24 protein-coding genes and 2 pseudogenes are annotated in these 23,497 nt (G+C 63.9%); 15 read left to right on the top strand and 11 right to left on the bottom strand.

Annotation, left to right across the window (positions count from 1 at the left end; all coding sequences use genetic code 11):
* Nucleotides 1–109: 109 nt before the first annotated feature.
* A complete protein-coding gene (locus ACZ46K_RS08175) occupies nucleotides 110–793 on the top strand; it encodes a TetR/AcrR family transcriptional regulator (protein ID WP_464747575.1) in 684 nt (227 codons plus the stop codon).
* Here the strand turns inward: ACZ46K_RS08175 and ACZ46K_RS08170 are convergent.
* Genes ACZ46K_RS08170 through ACZ46K_RS08160 form a run of 3 tightly spaced genes read right to left on the bottom strand, consistent with a single transcriptional unit; the run spans nucleotide 784 to nucleotide 2,958 of the window.
* A complete protein-coding gene (locus ACZ46K_RS08170) occupies nucleotides 784–1,638 on the bottom strand; it encodes an LLM class F420-dependent oxidoreductase (protein ID WP_464747573.1) in 855 nt (284 codons plus the stop codon). The two genes, ACZ46K_RS08175 and ACZ46K_RS08170, sit on opposite strands and share 10 nt — an antisense overlap.
* Entirely contained in the window at nucleotides 1,635–2,471 is an 837-nt protein-coding gene (locus tag ACZ46K_RS08165; protein ID WP_054804747.1) for an SDR family oxidoreductase, read from the bottom strand. The genes ACZ46K_RS08170 and ACZ46K_RS08165 overlap by 4 nt, the downstream gene beginning before the upstream one ends.
* A gap of 43 nt (nucleotides 2,472–2,514) precedes the next feature.
* Nucleotides 2,515–2,958, bottom strand: a complete 444-nt coding sequence (locus ACZ46K_RS08160) for a VOC family protein (RefSeq protein WP_054804758.1) — start codon at nucleotides 2,956–2,958, stop codon at nucleotides 2,515–2,517.
* Nucleotides 2,959–3,064: 106 nt separating this feature from the next.
* Between ACZ46K_RS08160 and ACZ46K_RS08155 the strand changes: the two genes are divergently transcribed.
* The 4 genes from ACZ46K_RS08155 to ACZ46K_RS08140 are packed head-to-tail and all read left to right on the top strand — an operon-like array spanning nucleotide 3,065 to nucleotide 7,138.
* Nucleotides 3,065–4,366 carry an acyl-CoA dehydrogenase family protein gene (locus tag ACZ46K_RS08155; RefSeq protein ID WP_054809835.1) on the top strand — a complete coding sequence of 434 codons (1,302 nt, stop codon included), beginning with the start codon at nucleotides 3,065–3,067 and terminating at the stop codon, nucleotides 4,364–4,366.
* Nucleotides 4,363–5,385 (top strand): phosphotransferase family protein, encoded by a 1,023-nt coding sequence (locus tag ACZ46K_RS08150; protein ID WP_464747571.1) that lies wholly within the window; start codon nucleotides 4,363–4,365, stop codon nucleotides 5,383–5,385. The genes ACZ46K_RS08155 and ACZ46K_RS08150 overlap by 4 nt, the downstream gene beginning before the upstream one ends.
* Nucleotides 5,382–6,161 carry an enoyl-CoA hydratase-related protein gene (locus ACZ46K_RS08145; protein WP_054809836.1) on the top strand — a complete coding sequence of 260 codons (780 nt, stop codon included), beginning with the start codon at nucleotides 5,382–5,384 and terminating at the stop codon, nucleotides 6,159–6,161. The genes ACZ46K_RS08150 and ACZ46K_RS08145 overlap by 4 nt, the downstream gene beginning before the upstream one ends.
* A gap of 5 nt (nucleotides 6,162–6,166) precedes the next feature.
* Nucleotides 6,167–7,138, top strand: a complete 972-nt coding sequence (locus ACZ46K_RS08140) for an NADPH:quinone oxidoreductase family protein (protein ID WP_054804748.1) — start codon at nucleotides 6,167–6,169, stop codon at nucleotides 7,136–7,138.
* Nucleotides 7,139–7,277: 139 nt separating this feature from the next.
* Here the strand turns inward: ACZ46K_RS08140 and ACZ46K_RS08135 are convergent, their stop codons facing one another.
* The 6 genes from ACZ46K_RS08135 to ACZ46K_RS08110 form a co-directional block, all read right to left on the bottom strand.
* Nucleotides 7,278–7,775, bottom strand: a complete 498-nt coding sequence (locus ACZ46K_RS08135) for a hypothetical protein (protein WP_054804749.1) — start codon at nucleotides 7,773–7,775, stop codon at nucleotides 7,278–7,280.
* Nucleotides 7,772–8,371 (bottom strand): TetR/AcrR family transcriptional regulator, encoded by a 600-nt coding sequence (locus tag ACZ46K_RS08130; protein ID WP_054804750.1) that lies wholly within the window; start codon nucleotides 8,369–8,371, stop codon nucleotides 7,772–7,774. The genes ACZ46K_RS08135 and ACZ46K_RS08130 overlap by 4 nt, the downstream gene beginning before the upstream one ends.
* A 115-nt stretch (nucleotides 8,372–8,486) precedes the next feature.
* Nucleotides 8,487–9,635 (bottom strand): thiolase family protein, encoded by a 1,149-nt coding sequence (locus ACZ46K_RS08125; RefSeq protein WP_464747567.1) that lies wholly within the window; start codon nucleotides 9,633–9,635, stop codon nucleotides 8,487–8,489.
* Between the two features lie 51 nt (nucleotides 9,636–9,686).
* Nucleotides 9,687–10,895, bottom strand: a complete 1,209-nt coding sequence (locus ACZ46K_RS08120) for a CaiB/BaiF CoA transferase family protein (RefSeq protein ID WP_054804751.1) — start codon at nucleotides 10,893–10,895, stop codon at nucleotides 9,687–9,689.
* Entirely contained in the window at nucleotides 10,895–12,061 is a 1,167-nt protein-coding gene (locus ACZ46K_RS08115) for an acyl-CoA dehydrogenase family protein (RefSeq protein WP_464749264.1), read from the bottom strand. Before ACZ46K_RS08115 ends, ACZ46K_RS08120 begins: the two co-directional genes overlap by 1 nt.
* A gap of 97 nt (nucleotides 12,062–12,158) precedes the next feature.
* Nucleotides 12,159–12,467, bottom strand: a complete 309-nt coding sequence (locus tag ACZ46K_RS08110; protein WP_054804752.1) for a hypothetical protein — start codon at nucleotides 12,465–12,467, stop codon at nucleotides 12,159–12,161.
* A 306-nt stretch (nucleotides 12,468–12,773) separates the two neighbouring features.
* Here ACZ46K_RS08110 and ACZ46K_RS08105 point away from each other — a divergent pair, with 306 nt between their 5' ends.
* The 5 genes from ACZ46K_RS08105 to ACZ46K_RS08085 all read left to right on the top strand — a co-directional run bounded on the left by ACZ46K_RS08105 (nucleotide 12,774) and on the right by ACZ46K_RS08085 (nucleotide 16,767).
* Nucleotides 12,774–13,310: a carboxymuconolactone decarboxylase family protein gene (locus ACZ46K_RS08105; RefSeq protein WP_464747564.1), complete on the top strand. Its 537-nt coding sequence runs from the start codon at nucleotides 12,774–12,776 to the stop codon at nucleotides 13,308–13,310.
* 4 nt (nucleotides 13,311–13,314) lie between these two features.
* Nucleotides 13,315–14,595 (top strand): aromatic ring-hydroxylating oxygenase subunit alpha, encoded by a 1,281-nt coding sequence (locus tag ACZ46K_RS08100; protein WP_378488470.1) that lies wholly within the window; start codon nucleotides 13,315–13,317, stop codon nucleotides 14,593–14,595.
* Nucleotides 14,579–14,902: a hypothetical protein gene (locus ACZ46K_RS08095; protein WP_054807988.1), complete on the top strand. Its 324-nt coding sequence runs from the start codon at nucleotides 14,579–14,581 to the stop codon at nucleotides 14,900–14,902. The genes ACZ46K_RS08100 and ACZ46K_RS08095 overlap by 17 nt, the downstream gene beginning before the upstream one ends.
* Before the next feature lie 357 nt (nucleotides 14,903–15,259).
* The gene (locus ACZ46K_RS08090) at nucleotides 15,260–16,582 is read left to right on the top strand and encodes a cytochrome P450 (RefSeq protein ID WP_464747561.1); all 1,323 of its coding nucleotides are present in this window, start codon (nucleotides 15,260–15,262) and stop codon (nucleotides 16,580–16,582) included.
* Nucleotides 16,579–16,767: a ferredoxin gene (locus ACZ46K_RS08085; RefSeq protein ID WP_054807641.1), complete on the top strand. Its 189-nt coding sequence runs from the start codon at nucleotides 16,579–16,581 to the stop codon at nucleotides 16,765–16,767. Before ACZ46K_RS08090 ends, ACZ46K_RS08085 begins: the two co-directional genes overlap by 4 nt.
* 154 nt (nucleotides 16,768–16,921) lie before the next feature.
* Here the strand turns inward: ACZ46K_RS08085 and ACZ46K_RS08080 are convergent.
* Nucleotides 16,922–18,066, bottom strand: a pseudogene (locus tag ACZ46K_RS08080) (RNA-guided endonuclease InsQ/TnpB family protein).
* Between the two features lie 130 nt (nucleotides 18,067–18,196).
* On the opposite strand from ACZ46K_RS08080, the gene ACZ46K_RS08075 reads away from it, so the two are divergent.
* The 5 genes from ACZ46K_RS08075 to ACZ46K_RS08055 all read left to right on the top strand — a co-directional run bounded on the left by ACZ46K_RS08075 (nucleotide 18,197) and on the right by ACZ46K_RS08055 (nucleotide 22,138).
* Entirely contained in the window at nucleotides 18,197–18,505 is a 309-nt protein-coding gene (locus tag ACZ46K_RS08075) for a DUF1330 domain-containing protein (protein WP_054807640.1), read from the top strand.
* Nucleotides 18,506–18,685: 180 nt separating this feature from the next.
* Nucleotides 18,686–19,966 carry an aromatic ring-hydroxylating oxygenase subunit alpha gene (locus ACZ46K_RS08070; protein ID WP_378488470.1) on the top strand — a complete coding sequence of 427 codons (1,281 nt, stop codon included), beginning with the start codon at nucleotides 18,686–18,688 and terminating at the stop codon, nucleotides 19,964–19,966.
* A complete protein-coding gene (locus ACZ46K_RS08065; protein ID WP_054807988.1) occupies nucleotides 19,950–20,273 on the top strand; it encodes a hypothetical protein in 324 nt (107 codons plus the stop codon). The genes ACZ46K_RS08070 and ACZ46K_RS08065 overlap by 17 nt, the downstream gene beginning before the upstream one ends.
* 357 nt (nucleotides 20,274–20,630) lie before the next feature.
* Entirely contained in the window at nucleotides 20,631–21,953 is a 1,323-nt protein-coding gene (locus tag ACZ46K_RS08060; protein WP_464747561.1) for a cytochrome P450, read from the top strand.
* Nucleotides 21,950–22,138, top strand: a complete 189-nt coding sequence (locus ACZ46K_RS08055; protein ID WP_054807641.1) for a ferredoxin — start codon at nucleotides 21,950–21,952, stop codon at nucleotides 22,136–22,138. The genes ACZ46K_RS08060 and ACZ46K_RS08055 overlap by 4 nt, the downstream gene beginning before the upstream one ends.
* Nucleotides 22,139–22,292: 154 nt before the next feature.
* On the opposite strand, the pseudogene ACZ46K_RS08050 reads toward ACZ46K_RS08055, so the two are convergent.
* A pseudogene (locus tag ACZ46K_RS08050) lies at nucleotides 22,293–23,437 on the bottom strand (RNA-guided endonuclease InsQ/TnpB family protein).
* Between the last annotated feature and the right edge of the window lie 60 nt (nucleotides 23,438–23,497).

The following is a 23,497-nucleotide window of genomic DNA, read 5'->3' as shown; positions in this document are numbered from 1 at the left end:
GAGATCCGAGATAACTAGACTTGTGGGTATAGTTAGTGATTACGGATAACCATACTCACTGGGAAAGTTTTATGTCCAGAGGCAATTTCGTTTGGCACACTCTTCAGATATGACACCGGTGAATGATGCGCCGCAGGCCGAGGGCACCGTTCGGCGCAGAGGCGGCCGACCGACCAGGGAGGAAGCAGGCAAACTCGACGCAGCCGTACGTGAGTCCGCGCTCCGGCTGTTCCTCGAGAACGGCTACGAGGGCACGACGATGAATGCCATCGCAGCCGCAGCAGGAACGACGAAACCGTCTCTGTACGCACGCTTCCCTACCAAGGAAGACGTCTTCCGGTCGGTACTCGGATGGGCGATGTCGCGCAGCGACTGGCCCTGGCCCGAGCCCGAGCTCCCGGATTACGAAGACCTGGAGAAGGCGCTGACCGCGATCGCCGACACCGCAGTCCGGCGTGCCCTCGATCCGTCGATGATCAAACTCCAGCAGGTCGCAGTCGCCTATGCGTCCCGCTACCCCGATATCGCCCGCAAGGCACTCGGTTCCGGGCACTGGCCGCGCACGAGACAGGTCGCCGAACTCCTCCGCCGGCACGCGGCCACCGGCGCCATCGTGGCCGACGACCCCGATACCCTCGCCGAACTGTTTCTCGGCATGGCAGCCGGCGCACCGGCGCGCCTCGCATCGTTCGGGATCATCCGCGACAATCCCGACGAGCACATCCGTGCCGCAGTCGCCCTGTTTCTGCGCAGCCTGCACCCGGAGACGGACCGTCCGAGGTCCTACGAGTAAGCCGCGATCTCGTCCAGGATCGGTAACACGACATCGTCGTCCGCAGTCGGGACGTCGACGATCACCCGCTCGACAGGCATCTGCCGAAACCTGTCCAGCACATCGGCGAGGTCGGGACGAAGTCCCTGCAGGACCGTCACCCGGATACTGTCCGGATCCCGGCCCACCCGCTCGAATTCGACGGCGAGTTGCTTCAGGTCCTCTTCGAGGGTGTCCACCGGATGATGCCCCATGGGTATCCAACCATCCGCCCACTTCGCGATCCTGCGGAATCCGATCGGACCGGACCGCGCTCCCAGCAGGAGCGGAGGATGCGGGCGTTGCAGAGGTTTCGGCCACACTCTACTGGGCGACAGCCGCACGTGCTTGCCGTCGTACGATGCTTCTTCCTCGGTCCAGAGGCTTTTCATCAGCGCGATCTTTTCTTCGACCACCTTGTACTTGTCGCGAGCGTCGTACCCGTGATCTTCGAATTCGTCGTTGTTCCAGCCGAAACCGACGCCGAGAACGAGACGACCACCCGACATGACATCGAGTGTGGACACAGCCTTTGCGTAGGAAATCGGGTCGTGCCCGCCGGGAAGCGCCGTGCAGGTTCCGACGGTCAGGCCGGTCGCCGCAGCGACGAACGACAAGCTCACGAGCGGGTCCCACAGACGGAAATAACCGTCGGGTAGAACTCCGCCACCAGGGAAGGGCGTCCGGCGGACACTCGGAATATGTGAATGCTCCGGCACGAACAGTGATTCGAACCCGCGATCCTCCGCGGCACGCGCGAGGTCGACCAGCGGCATAGACGTATCGGTTCCGCCGTAGTGCAGCCCGACTCCCATGGAGTCGGTCATGTCGCGGACTCAGCGCGTCGGGCAGTAATTGCTGCCATGACACCGCCGTCGACGAGGACGTCGATGCCGTTGACGAAGCTCGCACCGTCGGACAGCAGGAACGCCACGACCTTTGCCAGCTCGTCTGCCTGCCCGAGTCGTGCGAGCGGCGTCGCGCGCTGCATGTCGGCGATACGCGGATTACTCGCCGCCTCCTGCCTGCCCTGCGGAGTATCGATCAGCCCCGGCGACACGGAGTTCGCACGTGCTCCAGCGGCACCGAGCCGGATGGCTTCCGCACGCGCGAATCGCTGCACACCGTGCTTCGCCCACGAGTAGGCGATACCCGGTTGCTCGATCGATTCGCCCACGATCTCGCGGAGCCTGTCGAGGAAATGTTCATCGAGCGGATCATCCAGGACTGCACCCAGTTCCGGGTCCGGATCCATCCGCCCGATCAGCGGTGCCATGGAAGCGAAATAGACCATCGCCGTACCTGCGGTCGCAAGCGGACGAAGCGTGTGCGCGAGCAGTGCGGTACCGACCAGGTCGACCGACACGATCCTGCGCCAGTCGGCCATGGTCGGAGAGATTCCGGCGGCGTGAGCGACGGAACGCAAGTTTCCGAGTTCGGCCGCGCGGTCCGCGAGTCTGCCGAGCGCTTCGGCGTCACCGACATCGGCGACGAACGACTCGACCACGGTCCGGTCCGATGACAACCGCGCCGCGGCCTCTTTCGCGGAGGTCTCATCGATGTCGACGAGTAGCAGTGTGTCGACTGTGCCGACCATCCGCTCCGCGCACGACAACCCCATCCCGCGACCTCCACCGGTCACGATTCCGACGTTTCCCATATTTTCCCTCTTCGCCTCGTTGATCTGCCGACCTGCACTACGACTACTGCGGCGCCGCCCAGCACTGCGACATACTCGGTTCCACCACACGGGTCACGAATTCGAGCAGGAGCCCGGACGGGCTGCGCATGAAGGCGAAGAAGAGGCTGCCGTCGGGCGCCTGGCGGGTTGCTTCCGTGCTGTAGCCCTGGCCTGCGAACTCGTCGCGATCCGCGTCGACGTCGTCGGACCAGTAGCCGAGATGGTGAATACCGGGGACCGACTCCCACAGAGGTGCCGGTGCACTCCGGACGAGTTCGATGCGCGGCTCGGTGATCGAGAACGCACACAACAGATCGACCACCTGATCACCCGTCGGGAGCGTCACCGCTACCTCACCGCCGACCTCCGGCCCCCACTCGTACCCGAAGAGCTGCGTGAATTCGGCCTTCGTGCTGGCCAGATCGTCAGTCACGACGCCCAGATGGAAAAGGTCTTCGGCTTTCAACTCGGTGCCTTTCGTAGCGGACTGTTCCAAACTGTCTTCAGTCGTGTAAGAATAGCATTCTGGAAAGACGGAATCGACATTCTTTTGATCAGAGAGGAGCCAGGCAATGGCGTGGGACTTCGAAACCGACCCCGAATACCAGGAGAAACTGGACTGGGCCGACGCATTCGTGCGCGACGAGGTCGAGCCCCTGGACCTGGTGTGGGAGCACGAACAGTTCGTGCCCCTCGACGGGCTTCGGCGCAAGGCCATCGATCCGCTCAAGCAGCGGGTTCGTGAACAAGGCCTGTGGGCCACACACCTCGGGCCGGAACTCGGCGGCCAGGGCTACGGGCAGCTCAAGCTCGCCCTGCTGAACGAAATTCTCGGTCGCTCATCGTGGGCACCGATCGTCTTCGGATGCCAGGCGCCCGATACCGGCAACGCAGAGATCATTGCGCACTACGGCACTCCTGAGCAGAAGAAGAAGTATCTACAGCCGCTGCTCGACGGCGAAATGTTCTCCACGTATTCGATGACCGAACCGCAGGGCGGCGCCGACGTTGCGCAGTTCCGCACCCAGGCGGTCAAGGATGGCGACGACTGGGTCATCAACGGCTGGAAGTACTTCTCCTCCAACGCCAAGACGGCCTCGTTCCTGATCGTGATGGCCGTGACCGACACCGAGGTTCCGGTTCACAAGGGCATGTCGATGTTCCTCGTGCCATCCGACACCCCCGGTATCGACATCGTGCGCAACGTCGGTCTGTACGGCGAGCCGATGAACGGGGGTAGCCACGCACTCATCCACTACGAGAACGTGAGGGTCCCCGCCGAAGCTCTCCTCGGTGGCGAAGGCCAGGCGTTCGCCGTCGCTCAGACTCGGCTCGGCGGCGGCCGCATCCACCACGCGATGCGCACCATCGGCCTCGCCCAGAAGGCCCTCGACACGATGTGCGAACGCGCGCTGAGTCGTGAGACCGCCGGCAGCCGCCTCGCCGACAAACAAACGGTCCAGGGCTACATCGCCGACTCCTACGCGCAGCTGACGCAGTTCCGCCTGTTCGTGCTGCACACCGCGTGGAAGATCGACAAGTACAACGACTACAAGAAGCTCCGCAAGGACATCGCGACGGCGAAGATCGTGATGCCGACCGTGCTCCACGACATCGCCTGGCGCGCAATGCAGGTACACGGAGCGCTCGGCGTCACCAACGAGATGCCGTTCTTCAAGATGATCCACGGCGCGGCCGTCATGGGTCTGGCCGACGGACCGACCGAGGTCCACAAGACGACCGTTGCCAAACAGGTCCTGCGCGACTACACCGCAACCGACGACCTGTGGCCCTCGGAGTGGCTCCCGCGCAAGCAGGACGAAGCCCGTGCCAAGTACGCCGAATACCTCGAACTGGAAGTGGGGAACCTGTGATCGACACGAAACGACTCGCCGAGTGGATGGACGAGCGCGGACTGCCTGGTAAGGGCGCCCCGCTCGAAGCCACCTATCTTTCGGGCGGCACGCAGAACGAAATCTACAAGCTGGTCCGCGACGACTTCACGAGCGTCATCCGGATACCGCCGAAAGCCGCGCCCGCCGACCGCGACAACGGAATCATTCGCGAGTGGAGAATCATCGAGGGCCTCGACGGTACCGACGTGCCCCACACCGCCGCGATCGCCGCATGCGAGGACACCTCGGTGCTCGGCCGCGCGTTCTACCTCATGGGATTCGTCGACGGCTGGTCCCCCATGGATCATCGCGACGGCTGGCCCGCTCCGTTCGACAACGATCCCGAGGCACGTGCCGGTCTCGCCTACCAGCTCGCGGAGGGCATCGGCCTGCTGTCGAAGGTCGATTGGAAAGCTCAGGGCCTCGAAGGCCTCGGACGACCGGATGGTTTCCATGATCGACAGGTCGACCGCTGGACCCGATTCTTCGAGCGGATCAAAGCCCGCGAGATCGAGGGCATGGACGTCGCCACCAAGTGGCTACAGAATCACCGGCCGCTCGACTACATCCCGGGCCTGATGCACGGCGACTACCAGTTCGCCAACGTGATGTACAAGAACGGCGCGCCCGCGAAGCTCGCAGCGCTCGTCGACTGGGAAATGGGCACCGTCGGCGATCCGAAGCTCGACCTCGGCTGGATGCTCATGAACTGGCCCGAGGACATGGACGCCCCCGGAGAAAGCGCGGTCAGCTACGTCGACCTGAGCGGCATGCCGAACCGGTCGCAGATGCTCGCCCACTACTCCGAGGTCTCCGGTCGTCAGGTCGACGACATCGACTACTACCTCGTCCTCGCCAAGTGGAAGCTCGCCATCGTCCTCGAGCAGGGCTTCCAGCGCGCCGGCGACGACGTGAAGCTGCAGTCGTACGGTCCGGTCATCACCAACCTCATGAAGTCGGCCGCCGACCTCGCCGAATCGACGGACTACCAGGGATGAGCGAACCGGTGGAAGGACTCGTACAAGAACAACACGGCGCGGTTCTCCTGCTTCGGCTGAACCGCCCCGAGGCACGCAATGCGCTGACCGGTGCCGTGATCAACGGGATCGGTGCAGCCGTCGAGAACGCGGAGGCAGATCCTCAGATCCGGGCGATCGTCCTCATCGGCACCGGCGACCGCGCGTTCTGCTCGGGCATGGATCTACGAGCATTCGCAAGCGGCGAGAAGATCGGGCTGGACTCCGGCCCCGGTGCCGCGTACGCGCGGCTGGCCAAGGGCGAGACGGACATTCCTGTGATCGGCGCCGCCAACGGCACCGCGATCGGCGGTGGGCTCGAACTTCTCCTCGGATCCGACATCATCGTTGCCTCCTCGGCGGCGAAGTTCGGTCTTCCCGAGGTGAAGCGGGGTCTGTTCCCCGCCGGAGGCGGCACCAACCTCGGGACGCGGATTCCTCGGGCGGCCGCTCTGGAGCTGACACTGACCGGCGACCTGATCACTGCGCAGCGCGGATACGAACTCGGTCTGATCAACCAGGTTGTCGAACCGGAAGGCGTACAGTCGGCTGCGCTGGCATTCGCCGAACGCATCGCGGCGAATGCCCCGCTGGGCCTCTCAGCGGTCAAGGAACTCGTGCGTCTCGCGCAGGTGGACCCGGCGCGCGCGGACGAGCGTCTCGGACACTGGCAAAGCCTCGTCTTCTCGAGCGACGACGCCAAGGAAGGTGCGGCCGCGTTCGTCGAGAAGCGCGCACCGGTCTGGCAAGGGCGGTAACGGGCATGCGCGCAGCGGTCTGTTCCGAGTACGGGGAGCCCGAGGTCGTGCGGATCGACGAACGCCCTTCCCCCACGCTCGAACCGGGCCAGGTGCGAGTGCGGGTCGGTGCTGCAGCGGTCAACTTCCCCGATGTTCTGGTCGTCGCCGACAAATACCAGATCAGCGTGCCTACACCGTTCGTGCCCGGCAGTGAATTCGCCGGGGTCGTGGAGGAGATCGCCGGCGATGTCGGCGACCTCGCCGTCGGCGACCGGGTGAGCGGCACCGGGATCGTCGGCGCGTTCGCAGAGGAGATCGCGGCAAAAGCCGCGTCGCTGAAGCGGATACCCGACGGCGTCGATCACCGCACCGCTGCCGCGTTCGGTGTGGCGCACCGCACCGCGTATCACACGCTCCGGTCGGTGGCTCGGCTCCAGCCTGGTGAAACCCTCGTCGTGCTCGGTGCGGGCGGCGGCGTCGGACTCGCCGCGGTTCAACTCGGAGCGGTCCTCGGTGCAACGGTCGTCGCGGTGGCCTCATCGTCCGACAAGCTCGAGGTCGCCGCGTCGTACGGTGCGAAACATCTCGTCGACCATCGGTCGGGTGAGCTACGCGCGCTCCTGAAGGATGCTGTTCCCGAGGGCGCCGACGTCGTGGTCGATCCCGTCGGCGGCGACCTGTCGGAACCGGCGTTGAGGTCGCTGCGCCGCGGCGGGCGCTTCATCACCGTGGGGTACGCGTCCGGAACAATCCCTCGAATACCACTCAACCTGGTTCTGGTGAAAGGTATTCGCATTCAGGGGTTCCAGTTCCAGGATCTCGACCCGGACGAGTACCGGCGAGGTGAGGACGAACTGGTCGAGCTCCTCGTCTCGGGCCGCGCCGTGCCACATATCGGTGCGGTGTATTCGCTCGAGGGCACCGTCGATGCTCTGCGTCTGGTCGGTGACGGGCGGGCAATCGGTAAGGTCGTCATCGACCTTCAGCAGAACTGACCGACCGAACACGACGTCCCGGCGCTCATCCGAGAGCCGGGACGTTGGTCATTTCTGGGCTGTCGAACGGCTATGTCTTTACACCGCTGTGTCTTTGCGCTGCCGTCTTTGCACTGCTGTTCTTGCAATCCGGTCTACATCAGACCGACGTGAGGTGACCCGACTGCGGTGCAGAAAATCCGGACGTCCGGAAGGATTCGGTGGGCGCGATCACGGGCTCGCGGACCTCCGCTGCAACGAGCGCATGGCGCTTGAACACCTGCGCCGCCCTGCTCATACAGTATTCAGAAGGCGAGAACCGGGCATCGATATCTGCCGGGATCTCATCGCCCCACATGCTGAACTTCGTCATGCCGCGTTCAAGGACTCGGTCCAGCCCGACTCGGATGCGTTCGTCGGTCGAGTAGAGCTCCGCCGACGCCACCAACGCCTCTGGAACGAGACCATTTTCGGTCGACACGGCCGAGTCGAGATCGACGACCCGGGCTCCGAGGATCTCGAGGGGACGAATGTCCTGATGCTCTCGCGTCAGGACAGTGACTTCCCATCCCGCGAGGGCCTGGTCGTAGAGCCATCCGCCGACGTGGCGCACGGTATCGACCACGCGCGGTGCGACGATGACGACGCGGTGCCTCAAACTGTGCTGGTGGGCATGAGCTGTTGCTCGAGCGACTGTGTGAAGTCCTCGAATATCTCGGCCAGCGGGAGCGAACGATCGAGCAGCCATGAGGTTTCCATTCCGTTGAGGAAAGCGACGATTTCCACCGCTTTGACGGCTGGGTTCACATCCGTTCGATACCGGCCGGCGTGTTGACCACGTCGGATTCCCGCCTCGATTGTGTCGACGGCGGCCCGGTGTCGAGCGAGTAGGCGATCGTGCAGTGGAGCATCCGGCTCCAGGTTCTCGATCAGGAGTACAGCAAACATCCCGACCAGGTCAGGGGACTTCTCGAAACGCAAGTAGAGGCCCCTGATCTGCTCGATCGGATCTCCCGAACGATCAGCACGTGCATCATCGTCTGCATCCCGGGCGTCGAGCACGGCATGCAGCAACTGGTCTTTGGACTGGAAGTGATGTAGCAGACCCGCGGGCGTGATGCCCGCGGCCCGTGCGATCTGAGCGAGGCTTGTGCTGCGCCACCCGTTCCTCGCCAACAACCGCTGAGCTGCGCTGAGAATCAGCTCCCTGCGGTCCTCACCCTTGGCGAGAAGCGTGTCGTAAGCCCTTTGCACGCTGCCCCTCTCCCTCGCGTCCCCAACCTACTGAACACACATTAGGTCGGTTTGCCGGATGTGACAAGGGTCTCAGGCCTGCAATTTTTCTGGATGCATCACACTATGTGCAACCCTACGTACCGAGCAGTTCGACGATGGTGGCGTTCGCGGTTCCGCCCCCCTCGCACATCGTCTGGAGACCGAATCGAATTCCGTTGTCCCGCATGTGATGAATCATGCGAGTCATCAGTACTGCGCCCGAGCCGCCGAGCGGATGCCCCAGCGCGATCGCCCCACCGAGGGGATTGACCAGCTCCGGATCGGCGCCGGTCTCGGCCAGCCACGCCAGCGGAACCGACGCGAATGCTTCGTTGACCTCGAAGACCCCGACATCCTTCAGACCGACCCCCGCCTTCGCGAGTGCCTTCTCCGTAGCCGGGATCGGACCGGTGAGCATGAGCACCGGATCGGCGCCCGCAACCGCACCCGCGCGGTAACGGACGAGCGAGGTCAAGCCCAGCTCACGGGCCTTGTCAGGGGTGGTCACCAGCAGCGCGGCTGCACCGTCGGAGATCTGCGACGAGTTGCCGGCGTGGATCACCCCGTCGTCGGCGAATGCCGGCTTCAGGCCGGCGAGCTTTTCGACCGTGGTGCCGCGGCGGATGCCCTCGTCCGCGCTGACCGTGCCCTCGTCGGTGACCACCGGAACGATCTGCGCTTCGAATGCCCCTCGATCCTGCGCCGCAGCAGCCCGCTCGTGCGAGGTCGTCGCGTACTCGTCGAGACGAGTACGCGAGAATCCCCACTTCTGGGCGATCTTCTCGGCGGAGATTCCCTGGTTGAACGCGAACCCGTCGTAGCGCGCGAGCGCTCGGGGACCGTACGGTTGCCCGGAAGCACGCGCCGAACCGAGCGGGACCCGGCTCATGATCTCGACGCCACCGGCGACAACCACGTCCTGCTGCCCCGACATCACTGCCTGAGCCGCGAAATCGATCGATTGCTGACTCGATCCGCACGCCCGGTTGATAGTGGTACCCGGGATGGACTCCGGCCATCCGGCAGCGAGCACCGAGTAGCGTCCGATGTTGCTCGATTGGTCGCCCACCTGCGACACGCAACCCCAGATGACGTCGTCGACGATCTCGGGATCGAGGCCGGTGCGTTCTACCAGCGCCTCGAGCACGAGCGCCGACAGGTCCGCCGGGTGCACCCCGGCCAGCCCACCGTTGCGCTTGCCTACCGGCGTTCGGACGGCCGCAGCGATGACCACTTCACGCATTCGAATTCTCCTGGTTCCAAGTGTGTTTGCCGGCCATCTCTCGTATTTCGATCATCTCTGTACCGACCCGATCGCGCCCTGCTCGCGCAGGAGATCGATCTCGTCGGGGCGGAGACCGAAGTCCGCGAGGATGATGTCCGTGTGCTCGCCCAAACCGGGTACGGGCGCCATCGGCGGCTCGTAGCCTTCGATCACCGGTGGCGGCAGAATCGCCTCGACGGGTCCGTTCGGGCTCGCGACCGTCCGCCAACGATTACGGGCGGCCAGCTGCGGATGATCGATGACGTCGCGCGGCGTGTTGTAACGCGAATTGCCGATACCCGCCTCGTCTGCGATCTTCTGTACGTGGTCGAGCGGGTGCTGTGCGCACCACGCGGCGATGGCCTCGTCGAGTTCGGCGCGGTGCTCGCACCGCGCCGTGTTGGTCGCGAACCGCTCGTCGTCGGCGAGGTCGTCGCGCTGGATGATCTCGCGCGCCAGACGCTGCCATTCACGGTCGTTGGTCGTGCCGAGCACGACGATCCGGTCGTCGGCGGTGCGATACGAACCGTACGGCGCGACCGCCGGTGAACTCATGCCGAGGGGTTGCTGTTCGACACCCGAGTAGCGGGTGTACGTCAGCGGGTAGCCCATGATGTCCGCCATCGTGTCGAACAGGCTCACCGACACCTTCGACAGTCCGCCGCCGCGCCCCCGGTTGCGTTCCCGTCCACACAGCAACGCGAGGATCGACAACGCTGAATACAGACCGGTGCTGATGTCCGCGACCGGTGGTCCCGGCTTCGCGGGCTGCCCGGGGAAGCCGGTGACAGAGCATGCGCCCGACTCGGCCTGGATGAGCAGGTCGTACGCGCGCTTGTGCGACAGCGGTCCGCCTGGACCGTATCCGTCGATCTCGACCGCGATCAGGTCCGGATATCGGCCGGCCAGATCCTCGGGCGAGAGTCCCAGGCGCGCCATAGCTCCGGGTGCAAGGTTCGATACGAGGGCGTCTGCGCGCGCCAGCAGGGTGTGGAGCGCGCCCCGACCGCCCTCGGTCTTCAGGTCGAGAGCGATCGATTCCTTACCGCGATTGGCCCAGACGAAGTGCGCTGCCATTCCGTTGACGACGTCGTCGTAGTCGCGAGCGAAATCGCCGCCCTTGGGGTTCTCCACTTTGATCACACGCGCACCGAAGTCGGCGAGGACGCGGGTGCACATCGGCGCAGAGACCGCTTGTTCGAGAGTCACCACGGTGACCCCCGCGAGCGGGGCCTCCATCAGTAGCTCCTCGGCAGTCCGAGGGTATGGGATCCCAGGTAGTTGAGGATCATCTCCTGACTGACCGGGGCGATTCGCATCACGCGCGCCTCGCGGAAGTAACGCGACACGTGGTACTCCTCGGAGTACCCCATTCCGCCGTGAGTCTGCAATGCGCGATCAGCTGCGGCGAAACCTGCTTCCGCACAGAGATATTTGGCGGTGTTGGCTTCCCGGCCGCACGGCTTGCCGTTGTCGTAGAGCCAGGTGGCCTTACGCAGGACGAGCTCCGCGGCATCGAGGTGCGCAAGCGCATCGGCAAGGGGGAACTGGATGCCCTGGTTCATGCCGATCGGGCGCCCGAACACTTCGCGTTCGTTGCCGTACTTCACGGCCTTCTCGAGCGCGACGCGGCCGATGCCGAGGGCTTCGGACGCGATCAACATGCGCTCGGGGTTGAGACCGTCGAGCAACAACTTGAATCCCTGCCCCTCTTCGCCGATACGGTCCTCGACGGGGACCCGGAGGTCGTCGATGAACAGTTCGTTGGAGGTGACCGCGTTGCGCCCCATCTTGCGGATCGGACGGATGTCGATCTTGCTGCGGTCGAGATCGGTCAGGAACAGCGTCATGCCGTCGGTCTTCTTCTCGACCTCGTCGTAGCGCTGAGTGCGGGTCAGGAGCAGAATCTTCTCCGATTCGACGGCCTTCGAGATCCACACCTTGCGACCGTTGACGACATAGTGGTCGCCGTCGCGCTTCGCGAATGTCGTGATCCGGGAGGTATCGAGGCCGGCACCCGGTTCGGTCACCCCGAAGCACACGTGCAGATCACCGTTGACGATGCGGGGCAGCGTGCGTGCCTTCATCTCGTCGGTGCCGTGCTTGACGACAGGCTGCATTCCGAAGATGTTCAGGTGGATTGCGCTCGCGGCGTTCATTGCACCACCGGACCGGGCGATCTCTTCGAGGAGGATCGTCGCCTCCGTGATGCCGAGACCGTGACCGCCGTACTCCTCGGGCATCGTGATGCCCATCCAGCCGCCGTCGGCGAGCATCTTGTAGAACTCCGTCGGAAACTCGTGAGCGAGATCCTTCTCCATCCAGTACTGGTCGTCGAAGTTCTTCATCAGCTCGGCAACGGATTTGCGGATCAGCTCCTGATCCTCACTCAGCGCGAAGCTCATTCCACCCATAGTCGACACCTCATGCGGTCGTTGCGGAGGCCACTGCGCAACTGCGGCAGCCGCCTGGCCTTCTCTTGAAATCTTGCGATCGAGCGAATCAATCGGAGGCAGGCAGTGCCTTGGCTGCCTTGATGGTCATCGGGGTGCCGCCGTAGGACAGTTCGCCGGTTCCGGGTGACGTGCACAGCACCTCGATCGACCCGTCGGCATCGACGTAACGCTTCCCCAGAAGGGTGATCACGTCGCCGGCGGGCTTGGCGTCCGGCTTGCCGGGAGGAGCCGGGATCATCGGGCTTCCACCACACGCGATCACCTGCGCACTATCCGCGGGAGCGCGCACGACCACAACTCGAGTGGTGCAGACGGTGCTGGCAAGTTGCCCACCTGGGCGCAGGGTTGCAGTCACGGGAAACCTCTCTTTCGGCAGACGGTCTGCGCGCGTCGGGTCGCCGACGGTCGCACAGTGCTCTCTCTTTAAGGAAACTATCTTCTCGCATCCGGAGAATCAATATGCTCTTGACATACGGGCATCGAGGTCAGGCGAGGTCGATTCATTCGACCCGGCAGGACGCACGGCACCCGACGGGGGTCGAGACATGCTCGGTACCAGCGAATTCAGCCATCGTGACACCAATTGTTGACTATCCGCACGAGCCATGAGAATCTAGCATCCGTAAACGAGAATGTGATTCTCATGGAGGAGGAGTTCGGCATGGCTCTAGTGCCCCCGCTGCCGGCAGACCAATGGGACGAGCGCGTCGATTCCGCATTGAAGGGGCTCATGCCCCGGCACATGAGGAATCCGGAGCAGGCCGGCACTGCCATGGCGACGCTCGTCCGCCACCCGGATCTGACGAAGGCGTTTCTCGGATTCAGCGTGCACCTGCTCTTCCGGTCCACGCTGTCGCCGAGACTGCGAGAGATGACGATCCTGCGCGTGGCACAGGTGTACCAGTGCGAGTACGAGCGCAGCCATCACATCCGGATGGCAGAGGAAGAAGGCGGGCTGACCCGCCCGGAGATCGAAGCCGCACTGGCCGGTACCGCCGAGGACGAGTTCGAGAACCGCCTCCTCTCAGCAGTCGACGAACTCCACCAGAACGCCGCACTGTCCGAGCAGACATGGACCGCGCTCGGAGAACACCTCAGCGAGCAGCAACGTATGGACTTCATCTTCACCGTAGGCGGTTACGGCCTGTTGGCCATGGCCTACAACACATTCGGCATCGAGTTCGAAAGCGAAAGGTAGAGCCTTGCCACACTTCACCAAACCGGCAGCAGGAAGCTGGACCGAGAACTACCCGGAACTCGGCACCGCACCGGTCGACTACACCGACTCCATCGACCCCGCCTTCTTCGAAGCCGAACGCGAAGCAATCTTCAAGCGCACCTGGCTCTACGTCGGCCGCGTCGAACAGCTCCCCCGCGTCGGCGCCTACTTCACCAAAGAACTCCCCTCCGCCGGACCCGGCACCTCCCTGGTCATCGTCAAAGGCAACGACAGCAAGATCCGCGCCTTCCACAACGTCTGCCGCCACCGCGGCAACAAACTCGTCTGGAACGACTTCCCCGGCGAGGAAACCGCAGGCAGCTGCAAGCAGTTCACCTGCAAATACCACGCCTGGCGCTACAGCCTCGAAGGCGAACTCACCTTCGTCCAGCAGGAAGGCGAATTCTTCGACCTCGACAAGGGCGACTACGGCCTCAAGGACGTACGCTGCGAAACGTGGGAAGGGTTCATCTACATCAACCTCGACCCCGACGCCATCCCCCTCGTCGACTACCTCGGCACCTTCGCCAAGGGCCTCGAAGGCTACCCCTTCGGTGAAATGACCGAGGTCTACAGCTACCGCGCCGAAATCGGCGCCAACTGGAAGCTGTTCATCGACGCATTCGCCGAGTTCTACCACGCACCGATCCTGCACATGAAGCAGGCAGTCAAGGACGAAGCAGACAAGCTCGCCGGCTACGGCTACGAAGCCCTGCACTACGACCTGCAGCCCCCGCACTCGATGATCTCCTCCTGGGGCGGCATGGCACCGCCCAAGGACCTCAACATGGTCAAGCCCATCGAACGCGTCCTGCGCTCCGGACTGTTCGGCCCCTGGGACCAGCCCGACATCGACGGCCTCGCCGACGACCAGCTGCCCACCGCACTGAACCCCACCGGCTTCCACAGCTGGGGCCAGGACTCCTTCGAGTTCTTCCCCAACATGACCCTGCTCGTCTGGAAGCCGGGCTGGTACCTGACCTACGCCTACTGGCCCACCGCCGTCGACAAGCACATCTTCGAGGCCAGCCTCTACTTCGTGCCCCCGAAGAACGCCCGCGAGCGCCTCGCACAGGAACTCGCCGCGGTGACCTTCAAGGAATACGCCCTCCAGGACGCCAACACCCTCGAAGCCACCCAAACGATGATCGGCACCCGCACGGTGACCGAATTCCCCCTCTGCGACCAGGAGCTTCTCCTGCGTCACCTCCACAAGACCGTCGGAGACTACGTCAAGGAGTACCGCGATGCCTCTGCCAACTGAATTCGCCGACCTCGAGCCCTACATCGGCTGGGACCTGGCCACCGAACCCGAACGCTACGCCAAGCGACTCGCCTCGACGATGCCGGAAATGCAGGAGTTCTACAACGCCGCATTCCCCCGCCTCGAAGACGCCATCGCCTTCTGCGACAAGTTCGACCTCGACGACCTGCCCGACGATGCACGCACCGTCATGCACCTGATGCAGTCACTGGTCATGGTCTCCTTCCCCGTCGAAGTCTGGAAGCAGCCCCGCGTCCCCGACAGCGGCGCCGCCTGGGCCGAAATCACCAAAGAACCGGTGGTCTGAGACAAGCAGCCCCGCTGAGAACAGGACCTGCGAGATAGCAGTTGCACCCGCTACAAATCGTGCCCGTGTCCGAGCGACAGTCGTCGTTCGGACACGGGCACGCTTGCATTTCGGGGCCTTCGCTTGTGATGCCAGCCACAGGGTTGCCGCGATCGAGAGTGACATCACCAAGATCAACTACACCGCGGGATCAATTTCCCTGTGCAGCATCACAAGTCCGATATGTACGAAACATCCCTGAGTGAGACGGATCGAGGAGCGTGATTTGATGTGCGACGAGACTCGGCGTCGGCGCGGCACTGACCGCGACTCGGGGCCGCGCTCGGCCACAGCCCGAAGCTTGATTCTCGAGAGGAAATGATGACCGACATCGAGACGAAGAACTTCTTCACCGACCCCGAGTTCGTCGGGGACCCCAACCCGTACTACGACGGGATGCGCGCGAGTTGCCCCGTCAAGCGCGAGCCGCACCACAACGTCATGATGGTGACCGGATACGAGGAAGCAATCCAGGTCCTCAGCGATGAGAAGTCCTACTCCTCGTGCATCTCGGTTACCGGCCCCTTCTCGGGCTTCCCGCTCCCGGCCGAGAGCGACGACATCTCCGACCTCATCGAGGAGCACCGCCCCTCGCTGCCGATGAGCGATCAGCTCCCCACGATGGACCCGCCCCAGCATGCGGACCATCGCGGCCTGTTGATGCGCCTGATCACCCCCAAGCGCCTCAAGGAGAACGAAGAGTTCATCTACCGCCTGGCCGACAAGCTCCTCGACAACATCCTGGCCAAGGGCGAAGGCGACTACATCAGCGAATTCGCCGGTCCCTTCGCGATGCTCGTCATCGCCGACCTTCTCGGCGTACCGGAAAGCGACCATGCAGAGTTCATCGCGGGCCTGAACCTGGCGACGGAAGGCGGCTTCACTCTCGGCAGCACCGAGGGAGAGTCGATGAAGCTGAACCCGCTCGAGTTCCTCTACAAGAAGTTCGGGGAGTACATCGAGGATCGTCGCGAGAACCCCACGGACGACGTCCTGACCGGGCTCGCGACCGCGACGTTCCCCGACGGCACACTTCCTCCGGTCGACGATGTCCTACGCATTGCGGCGAACGTCTTCTCCGCCGGTCAGGAGACCACGGTGCGGTTGCTGAGCTCCGGCCTCCGAATCATCGCCGAGAATCCCGAGATCCAGCAGGCCCTCCGCGACGACCCGGAGAAGATCCCCAATTTCATCGAAGAGGCGCTGCGGATGGAGAGCCCGATCAAGGGCGACTTCCGACTCTCCAAGATTCCGACCGAAGTCGGCGGTGTCGAAGTTCCGGCCGGCACCATCCTGATGCTCCTGAACGGCGCCGCCAACCGCGACTCGCGGCAGTTCTCCGACCCGGAGGAATTCGACCTCGAGCGCCGCAACGCGCGTACCCACATCGCATTCGGCCGCGGTGTCCATGCGTGCCCTGGTGCACCCCTCGCCCGTACCGAGGGACGCGTGGGTATCCAGCGCCTCCTGGAGCGGACCATCGACATCAAGCTTTCCGAAGAGGTCCATGGGCCCGAGGGCGACAGGAAGTTCGACTACCTGCCCACCTTCATCCTTCGTGGTCTGCTGAACCTCAATCTGGAATACACCGTCGCGGCAGGCGACAACAGTGGCACCGTCGCAGAGGGTGACAGCAAGTGAAGGTTCATGTCGACGATGATGCGTGCCGTGGCCACGGCTTCTGCCTCGCGATCTGTCCGGAGGTCTTCGAGCTGAGCGACGGCGGCTACGCCGTGACGCTCGTGTCCGAAGTTCCGGCCGAACACGAAGACAACGTTCGCGAAGCCGTCGCGAGTTGCCCCGAGCGCGCAATCTCGATCTCGTAGCCCCGCTCCACACCGAACACCTCGCCCGCCCTCATGGTTCCGACCGTGGGGGCGGGCGTCTTTGACGCCCTCCCGGCCGTAAACGACCGGGATTCCTACCGCGGCAACACGTGCCGCATCGGCGGGTTCCTGTTTCATCGAGTCGCGCTCCCCGCTAGGCGAGGAGACTTACCGTCTCTCCGCAGGCGTTTAACCACTCCGCACGTCCTGCGGCGTGGATGTTGATGGCAGCATTCAGATCGCGATCGTGGACCGCCCCGCATGGACACGACCAGGTGCGCACGGACAACGGTTTCGGCCCGTCCACCCTCCCACACACCGAGCAGAGCTGCGACGACGGGAAGAACCTGTTGACCTTCACGAAGGTGCGCCCATACCGGGCGGCCTTCTCCTCCAGCAACCGGGTGAACATGCCCCACCCGGCATCGTGCACCGACTTCGCCAGCCGCGTCCGCGCCAACCCGGTGACGCACAAGTCCTCGACGAACACCGCTTGATTCTCGCGGATGATCACCGTGGAGCGTTGATGCGCCCAATCCTTGCGGGCATCGGCCACCCTGGCGTGGGCCTTCCGACACGGACACGTGCCTTGGTCCGATTCTTCGATCCCTTCTCCTTGCGGGACAGGCTCTGCTGCGCCTTCTTCAACCTCCGTTCGGCGCGGCGGAAGAACTTCGGGGACTCGATCACCTTCCCGTCCGAGAGCACCGCGAACGTGGCGAGCCCCAGATCGATACCCACCTCCGCATCGCACTCCGGCAGCGGATCGTCGGACGTCTCCACGACGAACGACGCGAAATACCGGCCCGCGGCATCCTTGATGATCGTCACACTCGACGGCTCCGACGGCAGATCCCGCGACCACGCCACCTTCACGTCGCCAACCTTCGCCACATACAACTTCCGGTTGGCCCGGATACTGAAGCCGTGGCGGGTGAGCCGGATCGCCTGCCTATTGTCCTTACGAGACCGGAACCGCGGCGCCCCGACCCTGCGGCCCTTCCGCTTCCCCGACATCGAGTCGAACCAGTTCCTGTACGCGCGGCGCGCATCCTGACAGGCCTGCACCAACACCACCGACGCCACCTCGGAAAGCCACACCCGCGCCGGGGTTTTCTTCGCCTCAGTGACCACCTGTTTCTGCACGTCGGTGTCCGAGAGCTTCACCCCGGCCGCGTACGCGTCCTGCCGGACGCGCAGTGCGTCGTTGAACACCACCCGTGCACACCCGAACGACCGGGCCAGCGTGTCCTGCTGGCCCGGTGTCGGGTAGACGCGGTACTGGTATCGCAGTTGCACACCGCGACCATAAACACGACCACCGACATAATTGATGCGCTGACCCGGGCCTGATAGACCCGGGCTTGCGCGCTACGTTTCCCGCTCATAGTGTGCGGCAACCACCTTCACCTCACACCGAGGAGCGCAGATGCCCAAGGGATATGTCATCCTGACCGAAGCCATCCGGGATCAAGACGGCATGGCCGCATACAGCAAGCTCTCCGGCCCCTCGATCGTGCAGGCGGGCGCAAGGGTCCTTGCCGTCGCCGAACCCCAGGTTCTCGAAGGCGAGTGGCACGGCCACCGGACTGTCGTTCTGGAATTCGAGTCCGTCGAGGCGGCACAGACCTGGTACGCATCCGAGGACTATCAGAAGGCGCTGCCGCTGCGTCAGGCCGCTGCCGACTGCACTGCCGTGATCCTGGAGGGCTTCGGGCGGCCCGCGTCTGCCGGGTAGGCAACACACTCTTCGGGCAGCTTCTCGGCGTCGACCTGGGACTTCGGTCCGGGTCGGCGCCTTTTTCATGCCTTGTCCAACTCGACGATTGACGCCGGTCCGGTTCTATGGAAACCTAAGTTTCATCAGTGAGAGCGTCATTCTCACTAGAGAGAGTGCTCTCAGACGAAAGGTAGAGCCTTGCCACACTTCACCAAACCGGCAGCAGGAAGCTGGACCGAGAACTACCCGGAACTCGGCACCGCACCGGTCGACTACACCGACTCCATCGACCCCGCCTTCTTCGAAGCCGAACGCGAAGCAATCTTCAAGCGCACCTGGCTCTACGTCGGCCGCGTCGAACAGCTCCCCCGCGTCGGCGCCTACTTCACCAAAGAACTCCCCTCCGCCGGACCCGGCACCTCCCTGGTCATCGTCAAAGGCAACGACAGCAAGATCCGCGCCTTCCACAACGTCTGCCGCCACCGCGGCAACAAACTCGTCTGGAACGACTTCCCCGGCGAGGAAACCGCAGGCAGCTGCAAGCAGTTCACCTGCAAATACCACGCCTGGCGCTACAGCCTCGAAGGCGAACTCACCTTCGTCCAGCAGGAAGGCGAATTCTTCGACCTCGACAAGGGCGACTACGGCCTCAAGGACGTACGCTGCGAAACGTGGGAAGGGTTCATCTACATCAACCTCGACCCCGACGCCATCCCCCTCGTCGACTACCTCGGCACCTTCGCCAAGGGCCTCGAAGGCTACCCCTTCGGTGAAATGACCGAGGTCTACAGCTACCGCGCCGAAATCGGCGCCAACTGGAAGCTGTTCATCGACGCATTCGCCGAGTTCTACCACGCACCGATCCTGCACATGAAGCAGGCAGTCAAGGACGAAGCAGACAAGCTCGCCGGCTACGGCTACGAAGCCCTGCACTACGACCTGCAGCCCCCGCACTCGATGATCTCCTCCTGGGGCGGCATGGCACCGCCCAAGGACCTCAACATGGTCAAGCCCATCGAACGCGTCCTGCGCTCCGGACTGTTCGGCCCCTGGGACCAGCCCGACATCGACGGCCTCGCCGACGACCAGCTGCCCACCGCACTGAACCCCACCGGCTTCCACAGCTGGGGCCAGGACTCCTTCGAGTTCTTCCCCAACATGACCCTGCTCGTCTGGAAGCCGGGCTGGTACCTGACCTACGCCTACTGGCCCACCGCCGTCGACAAGCACATCTTCGAGGCCAGCCTCTACTTCGTGCCCCCGAAGAACGCCCGCGAGCGCCTCGCACAGGAACTCGCCGCGGTGACCTTCAAGGAATACGCCCTCCAGGACGCCAACACCCTCGAAGCCACCCAAACGATGATCGGCACCCGCACGGTGACCGAATTCCCCCTCTGCGACCAGGAGCTTCTCCTGCGTCACCTCCACAAGACCGTCGGAGACTACGTCAAGGAGTACCGCGATGCCTCTGCCAACTGAATTCGCCGACCTCGAGCCCTACATCGGCTGGGACCTGGCCACCGAACCCGAACGCTACGCCAAGCGACTCGCCTCGACGATGCCGGAAATGCAGGAGTTCTACAACGCCGCATTCCCCCGCCTCGAAGACGCCATCGCCTTCTGCGACAAGTTCGACCTCGACGACCTGCCCGACGATGCACGCACCGTCATGCACCTGATGCAGTCACTGGTCATGGTCTCCTTCCCCGTCGAAGTCTGGAAGCAGCCCCGCGTCCCCGACAGCGGCGCCGCCTGGGCCGAAATCACCAAAGAACCGGTGGTCTGAGACAAGCAGCCCCGCTGAGAACAGGACCTGCGAGATAGCAGTTGCACCCGCTACAAATCGTGCCCGTGTCCGAGCGACAGTCGTCGTTCGGACACGGGCACGCTTGCATTTCGGGGCCTTCGCTTGTGATGCCAGCCACAGGGTTGCCGCGATCGAGAGTGACATCACCAAGATCAACTACACCGCGGGATCAATTTCCCTGTGCAGCATCACAAGTCCGATATGTACGAAACATCCCTGAGTGAGACGGATCGAGGAGCGTGATTTGATGTGCGACGAGACTCGGCGTCGGCGCGGCACTGACCGCGACTCGGGGCCGCGCTCGGCCACAGCCCGAAGCTTGATTCTCGAGAGGAAATGATGACCGACATCGAGACGAAGAACTTCTTCACCGACCCCGAGTTCGTCGGGGACCCCAACCCGTACTACGACGGGATGCGCGCGAGTTGCCCCGTCAAGCGCGAGCCGCACCACAACGTCATGATGGTGACCGGATACGAGGAAGCAATCCAGGTCCTCAGCGATGAGAAGTCCTACTCCTCGTGCATCTCGGTTACCGGCCCCTTCTCGGGCTTCCCGCTCCCGGCCGAGAGCGACGACATCTCCGACCTCATCGAGGAGCACCGCCCCTCGCTGCCGATGAGCGATCAGCTCCCCACGATGGACCCGCCCCAGCATGCGGACCATCGCGGCCTGTTGATGCGCCTGATCACCCCCAAGCGCCTCAAGGAGAACGAAGAGTTCATCTACCGCCTGGCCGACAAGCTCCTCGACAACATCCTGGCCAAGGGCGAAGGCGACTACATCAGCGAATTCGCCGGTCCCTTCGCGATGCTCGTCATCGCCGACCTTCTCGGCGTACCGGAAAGCGACCATGCAGAGTTCATCGCGGGCCTGAACCTGGCGACGGAAGGCGGCTTCACTCTCGGCAGCACCGAGGGAGAGTCGATGAAGCTGAACCCGCTCGAGTTCCTCTACAAGAAGTTCGGGGAGTACATCGAGGATCGTCGCGAGAACCCCACGGACGACGTCCTGACCGGGCTCGCGACCGCGACGTTCCCCGACGGCACACTTCCTCCGGTCGACGATGTCCTACGCATTGCGGCGAACGTCTTCTCCGCCGGTCAGGAGACCACGGTGCGGTTGCTGAGCTCCGGCCTCCGAATCATCGCCGAGAATCCCGAGATCCAGCAGGCCCTCCGCGACGACCCGGAGAAGATCCCCAATTTCATCGAAGAGGCGCTGCGGATGGAGAGCCCGATCAAGGGCGACTTCCGACTCTCCAAGATTCCGACCGAAGTCGGCGGTGTCGAAGTTCCGGCCGGCACCATCCTGATGCTCCTGAACGGCGCCGCCAACCGCGACTCGCGGCAGTTCTCCGACCCGGAGGAATTCGACCTCGAGCGCCGCAACGCGCGTACCCACATCGCATTCGGCCGCGGTGTCCATGCGTGCCCTGGTGCACCCCTCGCCCGTACCGAGGGACGCGTGGGTATCCAGCGCCTCCTGGAGCGGACCATCGACATCAAGCTTTCCGAAGAGGTCCATGGGCCCGAGGGCGACAGGAAGTTCGACTACCTGCCCACCTTCATCCTTCGTGGTCTGCTGAACCTCAATCTGGAATACACCGTCGCGGCAGGCGACAACAGTGGCACCGTCGCAGAGGGTGACAGCAAGTGAAGGTTCATGTCGACGATGATGCGTGCCGTGGCCACGGCTTCTGCCTCGCGATCTGTCCGGAGGTCTTCGAGCTGAGCGACGGCGGCTACGCCGTGACGCTCGTGTCCGAAGTTCCGGCCGAACACGAAGACAACGTTCGCGAAGCCGTCGCGAGTTGCCCCGAGCGCGCAATCTCGATCTCGTAGCCCCGCTCCACACCGAACACCTCGCCCGCCCTCATGGTTCCGACCGTGGGGGCGGGCGTCTTTGACGCCCTCCCGGCCGTAAACGACCGGGATTCCTACCGCGGCAACACGTGCCGCATCGGCGGGTTCCTGTTTCATCGAGTCGCGCTCCCCGCTAGGCGAGGAGACTTACCGTCTCTCCGCAGGCGTTTAACCACTCCGCACGTCCTGCGGCGTGGATGTTGATGGCAGCATTCAGATCGCGATCGTGGACCGCCCCGCATGGACACGACCAGGTGCGCACGGACAACGGTTTCGGCCCGTCCACCCTCCCACACACCGAGCAGAGCTGCGACGACGGGAAGAACCTGTTGACCTTCACGAAGGTGCGCCCATACCGGGCGGCCTTCTCCTCCAGCAACCGGGTGAACATGCCCCACCCGGCATCGTGCACCGACTTCGCCAGCCGCGTCCGCGCCAACCCGGTGACGCACAAGTCCTCGACGAACACCGCTTGATTCTCGCGGATGATCACCGTGGAGCGTTGATGCGCCCAATCCTTGCGGGCATCGGCCACCCTGGCGTGGGCCTTCCGACACGGACACGTGCCTTGGTCCGATTCTTCGATCCCTTCTCCTTGCGGGACAGGCTCTGCTGCGCCTTCTTCAACCTCCGTTCGGCGCGGCGGAAGAACTTCGGGGACTCGATCACCTTCCCGTCCGAGAGCACCGCGAACGTGGCGAGCCCCAGATCGATACCCACCTCCGCATCGCACTCCGGCAGCGGATCGTCGGACGTCTCCACGACGAACGACGCGAAATACCGGCCCGCGGCATCCTTGATGATCGTCACACTCGACGGCTCCGACGGCAGATCCCGCGACCACGCCACCTTCACGTCGCCAACCTTCGCCACATACAACTTCCGGTTGGCCCGGATACTGAAGCCGTGGCGGGTGAGCCGGATCGCCTGCCTATTGTCCTTACGAGACCGGAACCGCGGCGCCCCGACCCTGCGGCCCTTCCGCTTCCCCGACATCGAGTCGAACCAGTTCCTGTACGCGCGGCGCGCATCCTGACAGGCCTGCACCAACACCACCGACGCCACCTCGGAAAGCCACACCCGCGCCGGGGTTTTCTTCGCCTCAGTGACCACCTGTTTCTGCACGTCGGTGTCCGAGAGCTTCACCCCGGCCGCGTACGCGTCCTGCCGGACGCGCAGTGCGTCGTTGAACACCACCCGTGCACACCCGAACGACCGGGCCAGCGTGTCCTGCTGGCCCGGTGTCGGGTAGACGCGGTACTGGTATCGCAGTTGCACACCGCGACCATAAACACGACCACCGACATAATTGATGCGCTGACCCGGGCCTGATAGACC

Source organism: Rhodococcus sp. JCM 9793, from assembly GCF_055380405.1.
Note: the sequence above shows the minus strand (reverse complement) of the source record. Positions and strands in the feature narration are given on the sequence as shown.

Bases quoted from the DNA above. Each gene is read 5' to 3' on its own strand.
- ACZ46K_RS08175 (WP_464747575.1), top strand. From the start codon at position 110: ATGACACCGGTGAATGATGCGCCGCAGGCCGAGGGCACCGTTCGGCGC.
- ACZ46K_RS08170 (WP_464747573.1), bottom strand. From the start codon at position 1,638: ATGACCGACTCCATGGGAGTCGGGCTGCACTACGGCGGAACCGATACG.
- ACZ46K_RS08165 (WP_054804747.1), bottom strand. From the start codon at position 2,471: ATGGGAAACGTCGGAATCGTGACCGGTGGAGGTCGCGGGATGGGGTTG.
- ACZ46K_RS08155 (WP_054809835.1), top strand. From the start codon at position 3,065: ATGGCGTGGGACTTCGAAACCGACCCCGAATACCAGGAGAAACTGGAC.
- ACZ46K_RS08145 (WP_054809836.1), top strand. From the start codon at position 5,382: ATGAGCGAACCGGTGGAAGGACTCGTACAAGAACAACACGGCGCGGTT.
- ACZ46K_RS08140 (WP_054804748.1), top strand. From the start codon at position 6,167: ATGCGCGCAGCGGTCTGTTCCGAGTACGGGGAGCCCGAGGTCGTGCGG.
- ACZ46K_RS08125 (WP_464747567.1), bottom strand. From the start codon at position 9,635: ATGCGTGAAGTGGTCATCGCTGCGGCCGTCCGAACGCCGGTAGGCAAG.
- ACZ46K_RS08120 (WP_054804751.1), bottom strand. From the start codon at position 10,895: ATGGAGGCCCCGCTCGCGGGGGTCACCGTGGTGACTCTCGAACAAGCG.
- ACZ46K_RS08115 (WP_464749264.1), bottom strand. From the start codon at position 12,061: ATGAGCTTCGCGCTGAGTGAGGATCAGGAGCTGATCCGCAAATCCGTT.
- ACZ46K_RS08105 (WP_464747564.1), top strand. From the start codon at position 12,774: ATGGCTCTAGTGCCCCCGCTGCCGGCAGACCAATGGGACGAGCGCGTC.
- ACZ46K_RS08095 (WP_054807988.1), top strand. From the start codon at position 14,579: ATGCCTCTGCCAACTGAATTCGCCGACCTCGAGCCCTACATCGGCTGG.
- ACZ46K_RS08090 (WP_464747561.1), top strand. From the start codon at position 15,260: ATGATGACCGACATCGAGACGAAGAACTTCTTCACCGACCCCGAGTTC.
- ACZ46K_RS08075 (WP_054807640.1), top strand. From the start codon at position 18,197: ATGCCCAAGGGATATGTCATCCTGACCGAAGCCATCCGGGATCAAGAC.
- ACZ46K_RS08065 (WP_054807988.1), top strand. From the start codon at position 19,950: ATGCCTCTGCCAACTGAATTCGCCGACCTCGAGCCCTACATCGGCTGG.
- ACZ46K_RS08060 (WP_464747561.1), top strand. From the start codon at position 20,631: ATGATGACCGACATCGAGACGAAGAACTTCTTCACCGACCCCGAGTTC.